16 protein-coding genes are annotated in these 15,073 nt (G+C 63.6%); 4 read left to right on the forward strand and 12 right to left on the reverse strand.

The window, feature by feature from the left end:
* Positions 1 to 8 precede the first annotated feature (8 nt).
* Positions 9 to 560 carry a hydrolase gene (locus OSW16_RS10860; protein WP_267822975.1) on the forward strand — a complete coding sequence of 184 codons (552 nt, stop codon included), beginning with the start codon at positions 9 to 11 and terminating at the stop codon, positions 558 to 560.
* A 26-nt stretch (positions 561 to 586) separates the two neighbouring features.
* On the forward strand, positions 587 to 1,639 hold the full coding sequence (locus tag OSW16_RS10865) for a DUF1615 domain-containing protein (protein WP_267822977.1): 1,053 nt from the start codon (positions 587 to 589) through the stop codon (positions 1,637 to 1,639).
* A 60-nt stretch (positions 1,640 to 1,699) separates the two neighbouring features.
* Here OSW16_RS10865 and OSW16_RS10870 read toward each other — a convergent pair whose 3' ends face one another.
* From OSW16_RS10870 to OSW16_RS10910, 9 genes are all read right to left on the reverse strand, one after another.
* Positions 1,700 to 2,569: a metal ABC transporter substrate-binding protein gene (locus OSW16_RS10870; protein WP_267822980.1), complete on the reverse strand. Its 870-nt coding sequence runs from the start codon at positions 2,567 to 2,569 to the stop codon at positions 1,700 to 1,702.
* Positions 2,566 to 3,465: a metal ABC transporter permease gene (locus OSW16_RS10875; protein ID WP_241806412.1), complete on the reverse strand. Its 900-nt coding sequence runs from the start codon at positions 3,463 to 3,465 to the stop codon at positions 2,566 to 2,568. The genes OSW16_RS10870 and OSW16_RS10875 overlap by 4 nt, the downstream gene beginning before the upstream one ends.
* Positions 3,465 to 4,211 (reverse strand): metal ABC transporter ATP-binding protein, encoded by a 747-nt coding sequence (locus OSW16_RS10880; protein ID WP_267822982.1) that lies wholly within the window; start codon positions 4,209 to 4,211, stop codon positions 3,465 to 3,467. Before OSW16_RS10880 ends, OSW16_RS10875 begins: the two co-directional genes overlap by 1 nt.
* Positions 4,208 to 5,110 carry a metal ABC transporter substrate-binding protein gene (locus OSW16_RS10885; RefSeq protein WP_241806410.1) on the reverse strand — a complete coding sequence of 301 codons (903 nt, stop codon included), beginning with the start codon at positions 5,108 to 5,110 and terminating at the stop codon, positions 4,208 to 4,210. Before OSW16_RS10885 ends, OSW16_RS10880 begins: the two co-directional genes overlap by 4 nt.
* 17 nt (positions 5,111 to 5,127) lie before the next feature.
* The gene (locus OSW16_RS10890; RefSeq protein ID WP_267823936.1) at positions 5,128 to 5,697 is read right to left on the reverse strand and encodes a DUF6162 family protein; all 570 of its coding nucleotides are present in this window, start codon (positions 5,695 to 5,697) and stop codon (positions 5,128 to 5,130) included.
* Positions 5,698 to 5,708: 11 nt separating this feature from the next.
* Positions 5,709 to 6,029: a hypothetical protein gene (locus tag OSW16_RS10895; protein WP_241806409.1), complete on the reverse strand. Its 321-nt coding sequence runs from the start codon at positions 6,027 to 6,029 to the stop codon at positions 5,709 to 5,711.
* Positions 6,026 to 6,565 carry a thiamine pyrophosphate-binding protein gene (locus OSW16_RS10900; RefSeq protein WP_241806408.1) on the reverse strand — a complete coding sequence of 180 codons (540 nt, stop codon included), beginning with the start codon at positions 6,563 to 6,565 and terminating at the stop codon, positions 6,026 to 6,028. Before OSW16_RS10900 ends, OSW16_RS10895 begins: the two co-directional genes overlap by 4 nt.
* On the reverse strand, positions 6,562 to 7,761 hold the full coding sequence (locus OSW16_RS10905) for a PepSY-associated TM helix domain-containing protein (RefSeq protein ID WP_267822985.1): 1,200 nt from the start codon (positions 7,759 to 7,761) through the stop codon (positions 6,562 to 6,564). Before OSW16_RS10905 ends, OSW16_RS10900 begins: the two co-directional genes overlap by 4 nt.
* Before the next feature lie 169 nt (positions 7,762 to 7,930).
* Positions 7,931 to 9,265, reverse strand: a complete 1,335-nt coding sequence (locus OSW16_RS10910; RefSeq protein WP_267822987.1) for a lysine N(6)-hydroxylase/L-ornithine N(5)-oxygenase family protein — start codon at positions 9,263 to 9,265, stop codon at positions 7,931 to 7,933.
* A gap of 198 nt (positions 9,266 to 9,463) precedes the next feature.
* Between OSW16_RS10910 and OSW16_RS10915 the strand changes: the two genes are divergently transcribed.
* Complete coding sequence (locus OSW16_RS10915; RefSeq protein WP_267822989.1) at positions 9,464 to 9,895, forward strand: hypothetical protein; 432 nt, start codon at positions 9,464 to 9,466, stop codon at positions 9,893 to 9,895.
* Positions 9,896 to 9,955: 60 nt separating this feature from the next.
* Here the strand turns inward: OSW16_RS10915 and pbpG are convergent, their stop codons facing one another.
* The 3 genes from pbpG to OSW16_RS10930 all read right to left on the reverse strand — a co-directional run bounded on the left by pbpG (position 9,956) and on the right by OSW16_RS10930 (position 13,825).
* On the reverse strand, positions 9,956 to 10,882 hold the full coding sequence (gene pbpG / locus OSW16_RS10920; RefSeq protein ID WP_267822991.1) for a D-alanyl-D-alanine endopeptidase: 927 nt from the start codon (positions 10,880 to 10,882) through the stop codon (positions 9,956 to 9,958).
* Between the two features lie 447 nt (positions 10,883 to 11,329).
* Positions 11,330 to 12,241: a magnesium transporter CorA family protein gene (locus tag OSW16_RS10925; protein WP_267822994.1), complete on the reverse strand. Its 912-nt coding sequence runs from the start codon at positions 12,239 to 12,241 to the stop codon at positions 11,330 to 11,332.
* 3 nt (positions 12,242 to 12,244) lie between these two features.
* The gene (locus tag OSW16_RS10930; protein WP_267822995.1) at positions 12,245 to 13,825 is read right to left on the reverse strand and encodes a RimK family protein; all 1,581 of its coding nucleotides are present in this window, start codon (positions 13,823 to 13,825) and stop codon (positions 12,245 to 12,247) included.
* Between the two features lie 94 nt (positions 13,826 to 13,919).
* Between OSW16_RS10930 and OSW16_RS10935 the strand changes: the two genes are divergently transcribed.
* Entirely contained in the window at positions 13,920 to 15,014 is a 1,095-nt protein-coding gene (locus OSW16_RS10935; RefSeq protein WP_267822997.1) for a GNAT family N-acetyltransferase/peptidase C39 family protein, read from the forward strand.
* The last annotated feature ends 59 nt before the right edge of the window (positions 15,015 to 15,073 follow it).

The raw sequence follows: 15,073 nt of genomic DNA on the forward strand, positions 1-15,073 counted from the left end.
GGCAGACAATGCTGATCGATCCCCACAAGGCCACGCTGCTGGTCGTCGACATCCAGGAAAAGCTCATCGGCGCCATGAGCGATGCCGAGGGCACCCGCGCCCGGGCCCGCTGGCTGCTGGCAGCCTGCACCGATCTTGCGCTGCCGATCGTCATCAGCGAACAGTACCCCAAAGGCCTGGGGCATACCCTGCCCGAACTTCTTGCAGCCGCCCCTGCGGCGGAAGTCGTGGAAAAGACCCATTTTTCCTGCGTTGCCGCCCAATGCCTGCCAGCCAGCCTGTTGGCGCGAGAGCAAGTGATCGTGTGCGGCATGGAAACCCACGTCTGCGTGCTGCAGAGCGTGCTTGGCCTGTTGGCCTTGGGCAAGCAGGTGTTCCTGGTCGAAGATGCCTGCGACAGCCGTACCCTGGCCAACAAGGCTGCAGGGCTGGCGCGGATGCGCCAGGCCGGTGCGCAGGTAGTGACCCGCGAAATGGTGCTGTTCGAACTCATGGGCAACGCCAGCCACCCGCAGTTTCGCCACATCAGCAAGACCTACCTGGTCGGGGAGCAACCCTGAACGGCCGGCTGCTGGCGGCCGGGTTGATGGCCCTGGCGCTGCTGCAGGGCTGCGCCGGGCGTCGCGAGGAGGCGCCCGAGGCCGACCCCGCCAAGGTGCGTGCACAGCTGCTGCGCTTGTTGCCGGCCCAGGCCAAGGACCGCGAGGGTTGGGCCAAGGATATCCAGGTCGCGTTCGAAGCCCAGCGCATCGCGCCGAGCAAGAGCAACCTGTGTGCGGTGCTGGCGGTGACCGAACAGGAATCGACGTTCAACGCCGACCCGCAGGTCCCCAACCTTGGGCGCATTGCGCGTGCCGAGGTCGACCGACGCGCCGCCAGCCTGCATATCCCGCGGTTGCTGGTGGACGGTGCACTGAATACGGCTTCGGGCAATGGCCAGACTTATCAGCAGCGGCTGCTCGCCGTGCGCAGTGAGAAACAACTGAGTGCGCTGTACGACGAGTTCATCACCGGTTTACCGCTGGGCCGGACCTTGCTGGGTGGGCTGAACCCGGTGCACACCGGCGGGCCGATGCAGGTCAGCGTCGAGTTTGCCGAGCAGCACGCCAAGGACTACCCCTACACCTACGACGGCACCATTCGCCAAGAAGTCTTCAGCCGTCGTGGCGGCATGTATTTCGGTATCGGGCATCTGCTGGGTTACCCCGCGCACTACGAGCGCCAGCTCTATCGCTTCGCCGACTTCAACGCCGGCTGGTACGCCAGCCGCAATGCCGCGTTTCAGGCAGCCCTGAGCAAGGTGACCGGTGTGCCCCTGGCCCTGGATGGCGACCTGATCGCCCCCGGCGCGATCATGCCAGGCAATACCGAGCAGGCAGCGCGCAAGCTGAGTGTGAAACTGGGGCTGCGTCACCCGCAGATCCGCAGCCAGCTGGAGCTGGGCGACAGCCTGGCCTTCGAAGACAGCAAACTGTACAGCGGAGTGTTCGCCCTGGCTGACGCGGCCGCCGGCAAGCCGGTGCCGCGCGCCAGGTTGCCGGGGATCCAGCTGAAAAGCCCGAAGATCACCCGCAAGCTGACCACCGCGTGGTTTGCGGGGAGGGTGGACGAGCGTTACCAGCGGTGCATGAAACGTTAGGGCGGCCTGCCGTGGCCCAATCGCCGGCAAGCCGGGGATTGGGCCATGGCGCAGGCTGTATCACCCTTTGCTCAGCGCTCCGACCACCTGATCGATGCTGGTCTTGAGCCCGCTCACGGCGTTTTGCGGGTCACTTTCGACCACCAGCAGGGTGGCCCCCGAGGCCTTGATCACCTCGGCCACTGCCGCATCCGGCTGCCGATGATCGAGCACCAGTGCCACGTCCTGGTCCTTGAGGTTCTCGCCCAGTGCCTTGAGCGTGGCTTCATCCCACTTGCCGTCGGCCGGCAGTGGCTGTTCCACCACATCCAGGTTCAAGCCGCTGGCCAGATACCCCAAACGCTCGGACAGGCTGACCACGCTGAGGTTGTCGAGCTCGGCAAGCTTGGTCTGGCTGCTGGCGGTCAATTCCAGCAACTGGCGCTTGAGCGCTGCCAGGTTGCCCTGGATCTTCGCTTTGTCGGCGGGCGCCAGGCGCTCCAGGTCGTTGGCCAGTACATCGGCCATGCGCCCCAAGTTGGTCGGGTTGAGCCAGGGGTAGGCGTCGTAGGCGTCGTCGCCAGTGACCGCGATGCCCGGCAGGGCGCCATCCACCGGGCGCGCAGCATCGATTTCGACGATGCGGATATTGCTCCGCCGGGCCATTGGATACAGCGGGTCGTCGCGCCAGATCGAGCGCACGCCGATCACCGCATCGGCCTGTTGCGCGGCTTTGGCAAGGCTGGCGCCGCCACGGCTGCTGAAGTACGAGGGCTGCCGGCTGGCTGGCAGGTTGGCCGGCGCGGCGCGCTTGAGCTGCACGGCAGTGCCGTCGAGCAAGGCAGCAGCCAGGCTATGGGTCACCGGCAGGGTGGTCAGCACCTCGGTGGCGAGGGCGAGCGAGGGCAGGCCGCTGAGGGCCAGCGCCAGGGTGAGGTGTTTCAGGTTCATGCCGGGTTTCCTTGCAGGCGTGGGACGAGGGCGCGGGCCAGGGCCGCGAGAGCGAAGCAGATGCCGGCAACCAGAATGATCGCGGCACCCGATGGTACCGGCAGGTCGAAGACGATCGGCAACAGGATGCCCAGCAGGGTGCTCAGGGTGGCGATCAGTACCGAGATGAAGAAAAAGCCTTTGAGCGACTGGCTGACCAGGCGCGCGGCAGCGGCGGGGATCACCAGCAGGGCACCGACCAGGATCGCCCCGATCACCTTCACCGACGCCACCGTTACCAGCGTCACCAGCACCACGAACAGGTAGTCCAGGGTCTTCACGGCCACCCCGCGTACGGCGGCCAGCTGCGGGTTGAAGCTGGCCAGCATGATGCGGTTGTACAGTGGCAGGGCCAGCGCCAGCACCAGGGCAGCGACGACGCCCAGCACCACCAGGTCCTGCGCGCTGACCGTCAGCACCGAGCCGAACAGCACGTTTTCGAGGATGTGCACGTTGATTTTGCCGGCCAGCATCAGCAGCAGGCTTGCCCCCAATGCCAGCGACACCGAAAGGAACACACCGATCAGCGTGTCCGGCGACAGCCCGGTGCGGTTACGCAGGAAGTTGAGCAGGATGCCGAACAGCAGGCAGTAGCCGAACAGGCTGCCGTAAGGCCCGGTGTAGGGTTCGCCGAGCAGGATGCCGATGGCCACCCCGGTCAGGGCCGCATGCCCGACGGCTTCGGAGAAGAAGGCAAAGCGCTTGACCACCACCAAGGTGCCCAGGCCGCCCAGTACCGGGCCGATCATCAGGCCGGCGAGCAGTGCGTTGATCACGAAACCGTAGGCCAGTGCCTCGGGCAGGTAGCCAGCGCCGGCCCATTCCTGGACCAGTTGGCGGAATGCTTCATAGCTCATCAGGTGCGGCTCTCGCTGCGCGGGTGGACGGAGAACAGGCTCAGCAGGCGTTCCGGGGTGAGGGCTTGAGCAGGTGGCGCGTCGAACAGCACCTGGCGGCTCAGCCCGGTGACCCGGTCGGCCAGGCGCAGCACCGCTTGCAGGTCGTGTTCGATCCACAGCACGGTGGTGCCGGCCTGGCGCCAGCTCTGCAGCAACTGCTCGAACACCTGGATGCCGGCTTCATCGAGCGCTGACATGGGTTCGTCGAGCACCAGCAACTGGGGCTCGGGGATCAGGCCCTGGGCCAGCAGCACGCGCTGGCGTTCGCCACCCGACAAGGCGCCCATGCGCCGCTTGCGTTTGTCGAGCATGCCGACCTGCGCCAGCGCTGTGTCGATGGCCGGTTGCACGCGGCGCGAAAGGCCGAGAAAGGCCGGGCGGCGCTGGCACATCGCGGCCATGAAGTCGTCCACGGTCATCGGCAGACCGCGGTCGAACTCCAGCGCCTGGGGTACGTACCCGATCACCTGCCGCTCGCCCGGCCAGCGCAGGGTCAGTTGGCCCTGGTGGGGCATCTGTCCGAGCAGTGTCTTGATCAGCGAGCTTTTACCACCGCCGTTGGGCCCGACGATGGCATGCACGCTGCCAGCGGCGACGCTGAACTCGACCTGCTCAAGGATGCGCGTGCGCCCGAGCGTCAGGTCGATACCTGCAAACTCGATGCCCGGCCCGCCGCGCACCATCAGGTTGGCGGCCGCAGTCATGCGCGGTTCTCCTCGATGGCGCGGACCACGGTGTCGAGGTTGCGCTTCATTTCCACTTCGTACTTGTCCTTGGTGTATTCGCCATAGGAAATGTGCGTCAGCGGATACAGGCGCACCCCGGACTCACGCTGGATGGTCTCGACATAAGCCGACGGGAAGTCCATCTCCGAGAAGATCACCTTGACGTCCAGCGCCTTGAGCTGGTCGATGGTTTTCTTCAGCTGTGCCGGGCTCGGCTCGATGCCGTGGGCTGGCTCGACCACTGCCGTGACCTCCAGGCCGAAGTCGCGCACCAGGTAGTCGTAGGCGGCATGGATGGTGGCCACACGGAAGTTGGCGCCAGGCGCCTCGGTGATCTTGGCCAGCGCTTCGGCGCGCAAACCGCGCAGGCGTTTGGCGTAGGCGCGGGCGTTCTGGGTGTAGAACCTGGCGTTGTCCGGGTCGAGCTTGCCCAGTTCACGGGCGATGTTGTTGACCTGGGCAATGGTGGTGCTGATGGAGAGGAAGGTGTGTGGGTTGACCACTTTGCCGGCACCACGGGCGGCGATGCCGGTGGCCGCCAGCAGCGGCACGTTCTGGTTGGCTTCGATGGTCTTGATGTCGGGCTTTTCACTGGCGGCGATCATGCGGTCGGCGAAATCGTCATGGCCGACGCCGTTGAGCACCACCACGTCCAGCGTGCCGATCCGCTTGATGTCCTCGGCACGCGGCTCGTAGGCATGTGGGTTGAAGCCTGCGGGAATCAGCGGTACCACTTCGGCCTTGTCGCCGACGATATTGCTCACATAGCTGTAGTAAGGGTGCAGGGTAATGCCAATGCGCAGCGGCTTGCCGGCGTCGGCCAGGGCCAGGGCCGGTAACGCGAGGGCCAGGAGCAGGGTGAGGGCGGAGCGCAACATGGGGGAATTCCTTGGGTTCAGTGACGGTGTTCGCGGGTGACCCCGGCGTCGTAATGGCTGACCACTTGCTGCCAGCCCGCGGCGGTCAGGGTTGCCTGGCCAAGGTCTTGCGGCACCACGGTGGCGCTGTCGCGGTGCAGCCAGACGTCAGGTTGGCCGCTGTGCTCGTGCGCCACGATCAGCAAAAAACTGCCGGCGACCTCTGGGGCCTGGCTGCGACCGAGGTAGGCACCAGCCTCCAGCCACTGCCATTGGTGGCTGCCACGGCTCTGGCTGCCGGCATCTACCACGAAGGGTGGCAAGCCTTCCTCGGCCAACGACGCCACACTCGGTTGGGCGGCGGTTTCTTCGCGCAGCAACTGGATCTCGTCGTAGGCCACGCGAAGGTCGGTGTAGATGCCTTGCTCGGCGGGCGTCAGGTCGCGGCGGGCGTCGATCTGGTGGCTGGCGATGGCCTGCTCGTCTTCGCGTTCACCGCGCAGCAGCACCACGCCGGCCGCGACAATGACGATCAGCAGGCTGACCAGCAGCACGTAGAGGGTTTCGTGCCCGGCGCCGGCGGGGCGCACCACGTGGGTGCGGCTCAGGGTTGGGCCACTCATGGTTGCGCGATGTCGGCGTGGTCGACTTCCACCACGTGGCCGGGGCCAGCATCGAACAGCACGTAGAACTCGCCGTCGGGGCGCTTGAAGGTCAGCGTCGAGTCATCGCCGAGCTTGCCGCCGACCAGTACTTGCTCGTCGTAGCCGATCACGTCCAGGGTCACGCCCGGCGCGCCGCTGCCGTCCGAGAAGCCACCGGTGCACTTGACCTGGCCGCCATCGACCTCTTCGCATTCGCACATCGGGTTGTGTGCCAGGGCCGGGCCGGCGGCCAGCACCAGCAGGGGCAGGGCGAGCCTGCGGATCATGCGCTTCATTTCTTGCCTCCTTGTTTTTCGAGCCAGGCCACGGTGGCTGGCGAAGCCTTGCTCAGCGGTACCGATGCCTGGTGCATGCTGCCGTCCCAGCCTTCGACGGTGATCCAGATCTGCGCGTCTGGCTTGGTACGCTCTGGGATCGGCAGGTTGGTCACCATGCGGTAGGGCGCGCCGAAGAAGATGCTGCCGGCGGCGCGCAGGCTGCGAGGTTTGCCGACGCGCAGGTACACGGCTTTGACGTCGTCGATGCAGGCTTTGCAAAGGGCGGCGTTGAAGCTCTTGAAGTAGCCCGCCGGGCCGTCGGCGCGGGGGGCTTCGCTGCGCAGCTCGGCCAGGTCCAGCGTGTAGGGGCCGACCTGGATGTCGCTGACCTGGTTCACGCCCAGCCCGGCATCACCGCGAAACAGCTTGGCGTCGGCGAAATACTTGGGCATGAAGCCCAGCGGGATGAGGATCAGCAGAATGTTCAAGTGAAAGCGCCACTTCAGCCACCATTGCTTGAATGGCCGGGTGGGCAGGGCCTGGGCCTGGCTCATGGGCGGATCTCCACGGGGGTGTCGCTGGCGGTGGCGCGGGGCCGGGGCGCACGCTCGCTGCGCTTGAGGGCGGCGGCGGTCGCCTGGGCGGTACGCTTGGTCCAGATCAGCAGGCCGCTGAATACCATCAGGGTCAGCAGCAGGCCGAAGAAGAACCAGATCAGCTTGACCGGCAGGCCGCCGAAGTCGCCGGTGTGCAGTGGGCGCATGGATTCGGTGACGAACTCCAGGGCGGAGCGGTCGCTGATCAGGAACTGGCTGTCGACCTTGCGTGTGTAGGGGTTGACGTTGGCAGTCTGGAACATCAGCGGGTACCAGCCCGGGCCATTGAGGGTTATATGGCTGTAGGCCGTGGCGGGCAGCGAGATGGCGTTGATTTCCAGGCCAGGGATGGCCAGGCCGGCGATGCGTGCCGCTTCGTCCAGGTCGATCCGCGGGGCAGGGCTGCCATCGGCGGTTTGCGGTACATCTTCCCGGGCGATCACCGGGGTGATCGGTTGGCTGGAGATTGTGATGTGGTTGTCGAACAGGATCGCCTGGATCAGGAACCAGGTGCCGGTGATGGCAATGACCGCGATGAACCAGATCGACCAGACCCCGGCCAGGCGATGCAGGTCGCCCCAGAAGATGCGCGAGCCATGGCCGGTGCGCACGGGCTTGAAGAAGCCTCTCCAGAATTTCTTGTACACCACCAGGCCAGTCACCAGCGAAGCGAGCATCGGCAGGCCCAGCAGCGAAACCAGGTACCAGCCCCAGCTGAAACCATTGGTGAAGGGCACCAGCCACCAGCCGTGCAGGGCACGGGTGAACGCTTCGAAGTTGAAGTCAGGGACCTTGCCCTGGATGGCCCCGGTGTAGGGGTTGACGTACAGCGTCGGGCTGCTGCCGTCGGGCAGGGTCACCCCGGCGTTCAGGGCGAAGTGCGAACCGTCTGGTTGCCTCAGTGTGCGCACCACCATATCCGGTTCGGCCTTGTGCAGGGCGTCCAGCACCTGCTGGAAGCTCAGGCGTTCGGCGCTGTCGTCAGGCTTGCTGGCGCGCACATCGGGGTTGGCCAGCCAGACGATTTCCTGGCTGACCACGGCAAGCATGCCGGTGAAGCAGACGATCAGCACGAAGAACCAGATCGGTAGGGCGAGCCAGCTGTGGACCAGGAACCACAGCTTGGACTTGGATTTTTTGCTTGATTTGGCCATGGGTCGGTCTTCTGAAAATGAGGGTCGAGCATAAGCCCAACCACAAGGGCTGCATCTATAAAGACGAATGAGAATGGAAATCCTGCCTATTTAAATGCAAGCAAATGTTTCAGAAAAGCAAAAGCCGACAGGGCGCGGGGCGCCGTGTCGGCTTGCAGGCCTTGAAGGATCAGGCGCTGGTGAGGGCGACCGACGGTTGCGCTCTGTCATGTCGGTGCGCGAGGTCCTGGTACAGCGCCTGGCCGATTTCGGCGGCGCGCGACGGCAGTACCGACAGCAGGGTGTCGCTCAGGCCATGGCTGCCCTCGCAGAAACCTTGCAGGTACACCGAAGCTTCAAGGTCCGGGCTGGACAGTACCCGGTAGTTGCGATCGACGTTGAAGTCCTCGAGGTAACCGGCCAGCGGCGCCAGCAGGTCGCGATGCGAGCGGCGCTCGTAGCCGGTTGCCAGAATGACCGCATCGTAACGGTGGGTCTGATGCTGGTCGGTGGCCAGGTCGCGCAGGGTGAGTTCGATGCCGTGGCGGGTGGCGACAACCGCTTCCACCTGGCGGCGGCACAGCACGTTGTGGCGCACCTTGTGCGAAACCTTCTGGCGGTAGAGGATGCCGTAGATGCGCTCGATCAGGTCCAGATCGACCACGGAGTAGTTGGTGTTGTGGTATTCACCCAGCAGCTTGGCGCGCTGCTCGGCCGGCTCGTTGTACACAAGGTCGGTGTAGTCGGGCGAGAAGATTTCGTTGACGAATGGGCTGTCGTCCGCAGGCTTGAGCGCCGAACCGCGCAGGATCATGTCGACCTTGACCGACGGGTAGCTGTCGTTGAGGTCGATGAAGGCCTCGGCGGCGCTCTGGCCAGAGCCGATTACCGCGATGCGCATCGGTTTGCCTTCGGCGCAGGGCAACTTGTTCAGGCTGCTCAGGTACTGGGAGTGGTGGAAGACTCGCGGGTCGTCCTTGAAAGCGCCGAATTTTTCCGGGATTTTCGGCGTGCCGCCGGTGCCCACCACGACCGAACGGGTACGGCGGGTGTATTCACGCCCCTGCGCATCTTGCGAAACCAGGCGCAAATGCTCGACACGGCCAGCCTTCACCTCTGGCTCGATGCGCAGCACGTGCTCGCCATAGACGGCTTGAGTGGCGAAATGTTCGGCGGCCCAGCGCAGGTAGTCGTTGTACTCCAGGCGGCAGGGGTAGAAGGTGCCCAGGTTGATGAAGTCGGCCAGGCGCTGCTTCTGGTGCAAGTAGTTGACGAAACTGTAGGGGCTGGTGGGGTTGCGCAGCGAGACCAGGTCCTTGAGGAAGGATATCTGCAGCTCGCTCTGGGTCGCCAGCGTTTCACCATGCCAGCGGTATTGCTCCTGCTTGTCGATGAACAGCGCGTCGAGGGCGCGGCCCTGGGTCTGGGCGAGTTCCTCCAGGGCGATGGCCAAGGCCAGGTTGGAAGGGCCAAAGCCCACGCCGATCAGATCCTTGATGGTTTCTGGGTTTGAAGACTGGCTCATGGCTGCGATCCCATAATGGTCGAATGTGTGCGCCCGCCGGGGCTCCGGCGCCTGCGTGAGTACATTGGTTGGAACGAGCCATGCACCGGGGAATTTACTGAAGGCATCGTCCACGGCCTGCTGCCGGGCTAAAGAACTGCGCTGTGCGGCCGATAGGCAGGTCAACGCAAGGACCTATTTCAAGGCAGGGACCGGAATATGACAGGTATCGCGGCAATCACCCTCAACAACGTCTCGGCGCAGGCCAACGGCAGCACTGAAACGGTAAAAAGCGAAGACGCCCAGCAAAGTGCAACGCCCGCCGCGTCGGCAGAAACGCCCAAGGCTCAGGGTGGCGGCGGTGCGCAAGGTGCGCAGCAAAGCGATGAGAGCTCGGAGCCTGCGCACATCAAGCAATTGCGCGAGATGATCAAGCAGCTGCAAAAGCAGTTGGCCGAAGAGCAGAAGCAACTGGCCAGCCTGATGGCGCAGAACATGGAAGAGACGGCCAAAACCGCTGCCGTGAGTGCCAGGCAGTCGAGCATTGCCACGATCACGGGCCAGATCATGACGGCCACGGCGCAACTGCTCGAAGCGTTGCAGCAGACCGGTGGCAGCACGGCGGGTACGGTCGTCAACACTCAGGCCTGAGTGCAGGCAAGCCGGCCCGCCTGCGGACAGCGCCGCAAACGGGCCAGCCGAGCTGAACCCTTACTCTGAAGCCAGCCGGCTCTTGTTCTGGCGGTCCGACTTGTACTGCATCGCGACGGCCGGTGCGGGTTTGGCGGTGCCGGTCTCAAGCCACTGGCGCATGCGGCTGGCATCGGCAAAGTGGGTGTACTTGCCGAAGGCATCGAGGATCACCATGGCCACCGGGCGGTTGTCCATGCGCGTGAGCAGCACCAGGCAATGCCCGGCCTCATTGGTGAAGCCAGTCTTGGTCAGCTTGATGTCCCAGTTGCTCTTGTTGACCAGGTGGTCGGTGTTGCGAAAGCCCAGTGTGTAGTTGGGCTTGCGGAAGGCCACGGTTTTTTCGCGGGTGGTCGACAGCTCGCTGAGCATCGGGTATTTGCGTGACGCCATCAGCAGTTTGGCCAGGTCGCGGGCGCTGGAGACGTTGTGCGTCGACAGGCCGGTTGGCTCGACATAGCGGGTGTGGGCCATGCCCAGGCTGCGGGCTTTGGCGTTCATGGCCTTGATGAAAGCCGGGTAGCCCCCTGGGTAGTGGTTGGCCAGGGACGTGGCGGCGCGGTTTTCCGACGACATCAGGGTGATGAGCAGGGTTTCGCGGCGGTTGAGCTGGCTGCCCAGGCGCACGCGCGAGTACACGCCTTTCATGTCCGGGTTGTTGGCGATGGTCATGGTGAGCATCTCATCCATGGGCAGCTTGGCGTCCAGCACCACCATCGCGGTCATCAGTTTGGTCACCGAGGCAATAGGTACCACTCGGTCGGCGTGGCTCGAATACAGTTCTTTGTTGGTATTGAGGTCGATCAGCAGGGCGCTGCCGGAAGCCAGATGCAGCTTTGAGGGGTCGCGTTGAATCTGGGCTGGGGGTTGTGCAGCAGCGGTCGACGGTAGGGTCGCGGTACCTGTGAGCAACAGCAGCAGGCTGAGGATGGACAGGGATGTTTTCACGTTCAGGCTCACTAAAAGTTGGTATGTCGTTGGCTGTGCAAGGGTTTTTCCCCCAAAAACCGCTGCATTGTGGAGTATGGCCCAAACCCTGTCGAATGCCTTATGACTAAAGGGCGCAAGGTGAACGAAATTTAATCCTGAACCCAATCTGTACCCATTGCCTGCTGTTCCCGCTTGGCCAACTCGGCCTGTCATCAGCCTCTGGCCTGGTTACGTGCATGCCGGGGTGGGGCCGCCACTTCAGTTTCGACGCCGCCGCTGAACGTTGGCTGCCTGGCGCTTGAGCCCGGGCTCTGCCGATCGGTCGGCCCGGCGTTCCAATAGGCCTATCAACGTGCCTGCAATTGCAATCAGCACCAGCACGCATAACCCGATGTATGACTTTTCCATGATGCTGTCCTTATGGTCGATGGGCATGTGTCGAGGATGTTGTTCTGGGGCAGCGGGTCATGCCATACGCCGTAGCGCGACGGCCATGGCCCCGCCAAGTAACGCCATGGCAAGCAGCAGCGCGGGAAACGCCAACCACCAGGGGGTACCGGAGGTCATCATGCTGAACTCCGACATGCCGCCGATGCTGGCGAGCAGGTTCAGGGGCAGGAACACCACATTGATCATGGTCAGGTTGCGCAGCGCGTGGTTCATGCCGTTGTTGGCCAGGTTGCCGCGGGCCTCGATCAAATTGGTGAAGACCTGAGCATGGATCTTCGCCTGCTGGTAGCTTTGCTCGTTTTCGATGATCAGGTCATTCAGCGCCTCCAGTTGCTCGGGCCCGAAGCCATGCTTCTGGCCGTGGCTGCGCAGCAGGGCGAGCACCGCACCATTGCTCTGGATGGCGTTGACGTAATACACCAGGCTTTCGCTGAGGCTGTACATCTGCACCAGGTGCTGGTTATCCATGGTCCGATCGAATTGCAGCTGGATCTCGCGGGCCACCTGCTTCACCACCCGCAGATGCCCCAGGTAGTGATGCACGCTCTCAGCCAGCATCGCCATCAGTACATCCAGTGGGGTGCTCATGCCGGCTTGCCGGTCTACTCCGGCCAATAGCGAGTTGCTGGCGCAGATCACCACCAAGCGCCTTTCGCTGAGCACAACGCCAAACGACGACACATTGAACACCCGGCCATCGAAGCTTTCCGGGCGCTTCCAGATCAGGAACAGGTGGTCAGGCTTGATCTCGATACGCGCCACTTCATCCGGGTCCAAGGAGGACTCCAGCGACTGGGCACTGACCCCCAGGCCCTCGCGCAAGCGGGATTGCTCCCCTGCGTCTGGCGCCACACACAACCAGACGCTCGCCTGTTCTTCGGGTGCTTCAAGCAGAGCGCCCTCAACGGCGCGATAGGCTTTGATCATCGTTCACCATGCCTGGCCGAGGTGTTTGCATTCCAGGCGCTGCACGAACGCTTGCAGCACCCGCTGGTAAAGCGCGTTACCCAGCACGGCGTCTTCGATGCCGGCGTCGAGGTTGGGGTTGTCGTTGACTTCGATCACCAGTACGCGGTCGCCGGTCTGCTTCAGGTCCACCCCGTATAGCCCTTGCCCGATGAGCCTGGCAGTGTCGACGGCCAGCTTCACCACTTCGGGCGGTGCCTGTTCCACCGGGACCGCCCGGCACTGGCCGTTGACTTCGCCGGCCTGGGCCTTGTGGTTATAGATTTGCCAGTGGCCCTTGGACATGAAGTATTGGCAGGCGTAAAGCGCCTCACCGTTGAGTACGCCGATACGCCAGTCGTACTCGGTGTAGCAATATTCCTGGGCCAGCAGCAGTACCGAGTGTTCGAACAGCTCCTGCGCCGCCGAGGCCAGCGCCTGGGCGTCGGCGACCTTGATCACGCCTTTCGAGAAGCAGCCGTCGGGAATCTTCAATACCAGCGGAAAACCGAGGCGCCGGCCCACGAGTTCGAGTTCCTGCGGGCGATCCTTGTACAGGATCTCTGTGTTCGGTGCGCCGAGGTTGTGGCGCTTGAGCAGGTCGGCGAGATAGACCTTGTTGGTGCAGCGCAGGATGGAGGAGGGGTCGTCGATCACCACCAGGCCTTCGCTTTCGGCCTTTTTGGCAAACCGATACGTATGGTCGTCCACCCGCGTGGTCTCTCGAATGAACAGCGCGTCAAACTCGGCCAGGCGCGCGTAGTCCTTCTTCTCGATCAGTTCCACATCAATGCCCAGCTGTTTACCGTTCTCGATGAACTGCTCCAGCGCCTTGGGATTGGATGGCGGCAGGGCCTCGGCGGGGTCATGCAGAATCGCCATGTCGAAGCGGGCCAGGCGTTTAGACGCCGGCTGACGCCACGTCCGGCGGTTGAAAGCGTCCAGCGCGTCGGCGAACAAGTGCTGCTGTTCATCCCGCAGTTTGTGCAGCGCGCCGGCCTTGATCCCGTCGATTTGCCAGGCATCACGTCGGCGAAACTCCACCAGCAAGACCGGGCAGGGGAACGACTCGAACAGCTGTCGGCCGATATCCTGGAGCGGTTCGATGGCGGTGCGGCCGAAGTACAAGGTGAGGGTGAAGGCTTCGGTGCTGCCATAGGGGTGATTGGCCAGGGCTCGCTCCAGGGTACGTTCCAGGTCATCCAGCCCCACGCCATACAGCGCCTTGCGGGAGAGCTCGCTGATGGTTCGCACCGACGGGAACACCTTGTGGCCCCGTGCCTCGGCGAGCAGCGAGCAGTAGTAGCCTTGGCCCAGGTATTTATAGTTGCGGCACAGGTTGATCACCTGCGTACGCCCGGCGACGTCGTCGCTGTGTTCAAGGTAATCCTGGGCGAGCATCAGGCTTTCGCTGGGCAGGTAGCTGGCCCAATCTTCCTTGCGCTCCACCAGGATCAACAAGCGGTTGCCGGCGCGCCGCTTGCTTGGTGGTTCCTCGGAAAGGGTTATTGTAGAACCTTCGGTTTTGGCCAATACTTCGGCCACGTTGGCTTGCACCGCTGACATGAGTATTCGATCCCTGTTGAAGAAGACGCCCCTTCAATAAATCACGGGTTTTTCGACCTGTCCCGGTTCGTTACTCAAACATTACGGTGTTGCCATGGCTTTTGATTTTCGCTTTGCATCGGTGGCCGATATCGATGCGCTGGTTGCCCTGGAGCAGGACTGCTTCACCCTCGACCGCCTCAACCCACGCAATTTCAGTTGGATGGTGCGACGCGCCAATGCCCGCCTTATCGTCGCTGAGCATCAGGGGCAGCTGGCGGGGTACGCGTTGTTGCTGTTTCATCGCGGCACATCACTCGCCCGCCTGTATTCAATTGCCGTCAGCCCGGCCTGGCGCGGCCATGGGCTGGGCCAGCGGCTGCTGGAGCAGGCCCAGGCAAGCGCGCTTGAGCGTAATTGCGCCTGGCTGCGCCTGGAGGTACGCACGGACAATGCGTCGGCTATCAGCCTGTACGAAAGCAATGGCTTCCAACGCTTCGCGAGGGTCGAGGACTACTATGAGGACCACAGCCAGGCGCTGCGCTTCGAGAAGCGTATCCTGCGCAGTGCTCCGGCCCCTGCACAGCAAGTGCCGTACTACGCGCAAACCACCGAGTTCACCTGTGGCGCCGCCTGCCTGTTGATGGCCATGGCTGCAGTCGAACCGGGGCGTGCCATGCACCGCAGCGAGGAAATTCAGCTATGGCGGGAAGCGACCACGATCTTCATGACAGCAGGCCACGGCGGTTGCAGCCCGCAGGGGCTTGCCCTGGCGGCCTGGCGCCGGGGGTTCGAGGTGCGCATGGTGGTCAGTCAGCCTGGGTCGCTGTTTCTCGATGGCGTGCGCAGCGCGCAGAAAAAAGACGTGATGCAACTGGTCGAGGACGGCTTTGCCCAGGCGTTGGCCGAAACCGATGTGCATCAGGTGCTGGCGCCCGGCCTCGATGTACGCTCGGCGTTGCAAGCCGGGTTCAGGCCGGTGGTACTGATCAGCAGCTACCGTTTCACCCGCCTGAAGGCCCCGCACTGGATCCTGGTCACCGGCTGCGATGACGAGTTCGTGTACCTGCATGATCCTGATGTGGATCACAGCAGCCAAAAAAGCGTTATGGATTGCCAGCATCTGCCCGTCAGCCATGCCGAATTCCAGCGCATGAGCAGTTTCGGCAGGCAGCGGGTCAGGGCCGCTGTGCTGTTGCGGGGGCGGTAGAGGGTTTGTGTTTTTTGCGCTTTCTTTATGCGCATCGAGCGTGCTGGGGCGCCATTGGC

This window comes from Pseudomonas putida (assembly GCF_026625125.1).
Classification (GTDB): Bacteria; Pseudomonadota; Gammaproteobacteria; order Pseudomonadales; family Pseudomonadaceae; genus Aquipseudomonas; species Aquipseudomonas putida_X.

Bases quoted from the DNA above. Each gene is read 5' to 3' on its own strand.
- OSW16_RS10910 (WP_267822987.1), bottom strand. From the start codon at position 9,265: ATGAGCCAGTCTTCAAACCCAGAAACCATCAAGGATCTGATCGGCGTG.
- OSW16_RS10870 (WP_267822980.1), bottom strand. From the start codon at position 2,569: ATGAACCTGAAACACCTCACCCTGGCGCTGGCCCTCAGCGGCCTGCCC.
- OSW16_RS10885 (WP_241806410.1), bottom strand. From the start codon at position 5,110: ATGTTGCGCTCCGCCCTCACCCTGCTCCTGGCCCTCGCGTTACCGGCC.
- OSW16_RS10895 (WP_241806409.1), bottom strand. From the start codon at position 6,029: ATGAAGCGCATGATCCGCAGGCTCGCCCTGCCCCTGCTGGTGCTGGCC.
- OSW16_RS10900 (WP_241806408.1), bottom strand. From the start codon at position 6,565: ATGAGCCAGGCCCAGGCCCTGCCCACCCGGCCATTCAAGCAATGGTGG.
- OSW16_RS10865 (WP_267822977.1), top strand. From the start codon at position 587: ATGGCCCTGGCGCTGCTGCAGGGCTGCGCCGGGCGTCGCGAGGAGGCG.
- OSW16_RS10880 (WP_267822982.1), bottom strand. From the start codon at position 4,211: ATGACTGCGGCCGCCAACCTGATGGTGCGCGGCGGGCCGGGCATCGAG.
- OSW16_RS10930 (WP_267822995.1), bottom strand. From the start codon at position 13,825: ATGTCAGCGGTGCAAGCCAACGTGGCCGAAGTATTGGCCAAAACCGAA.
- OSW16_RS10875 (WP_241806412.1), bottom strand. From the start codon at position 3,465: ATGAGCTATGAAGCATTCCGCCAACTGGTCCAGGAATGGGCCGGCGCT.
- OSW16_RS10935 (WP_267822997.1), top strand. From the start codon at position 13,920: ATGGCTTTTGATTTTCGCTTTGCATCGGTGGCCGATATCGATGCGCTG.
- OSW16_RS10925 (WP_267822994.1), bottom strand. From the start codon at position 12,241: ATGATCAAAGCCTATCGCGCCGTTGAGGGCGCTCTGCTTGAAGCACCC.
- OSW16_RS10860 (WP_267822975.1), top strand. From the start codon at position 9: ATGCTGATCGATCCCCACAAGGCCACGCTGCTGGTCGTCGACATCCAG.
- OSW16_RS10905 (WP_267822985.1), bottom strand. From the start codon at position 7,761: ATGGCCAAATCAAGCAAAAAATCCAAGTCCAAGCTGTGGTTCCTGGTC.
- OSW16_RS10915 (WP_267822989.1), top strand. From the start codon at position 9,464: ATGACAGGTATCGCGGCAATCACCCTCAACAACGTCTCGGCGCAGGCC.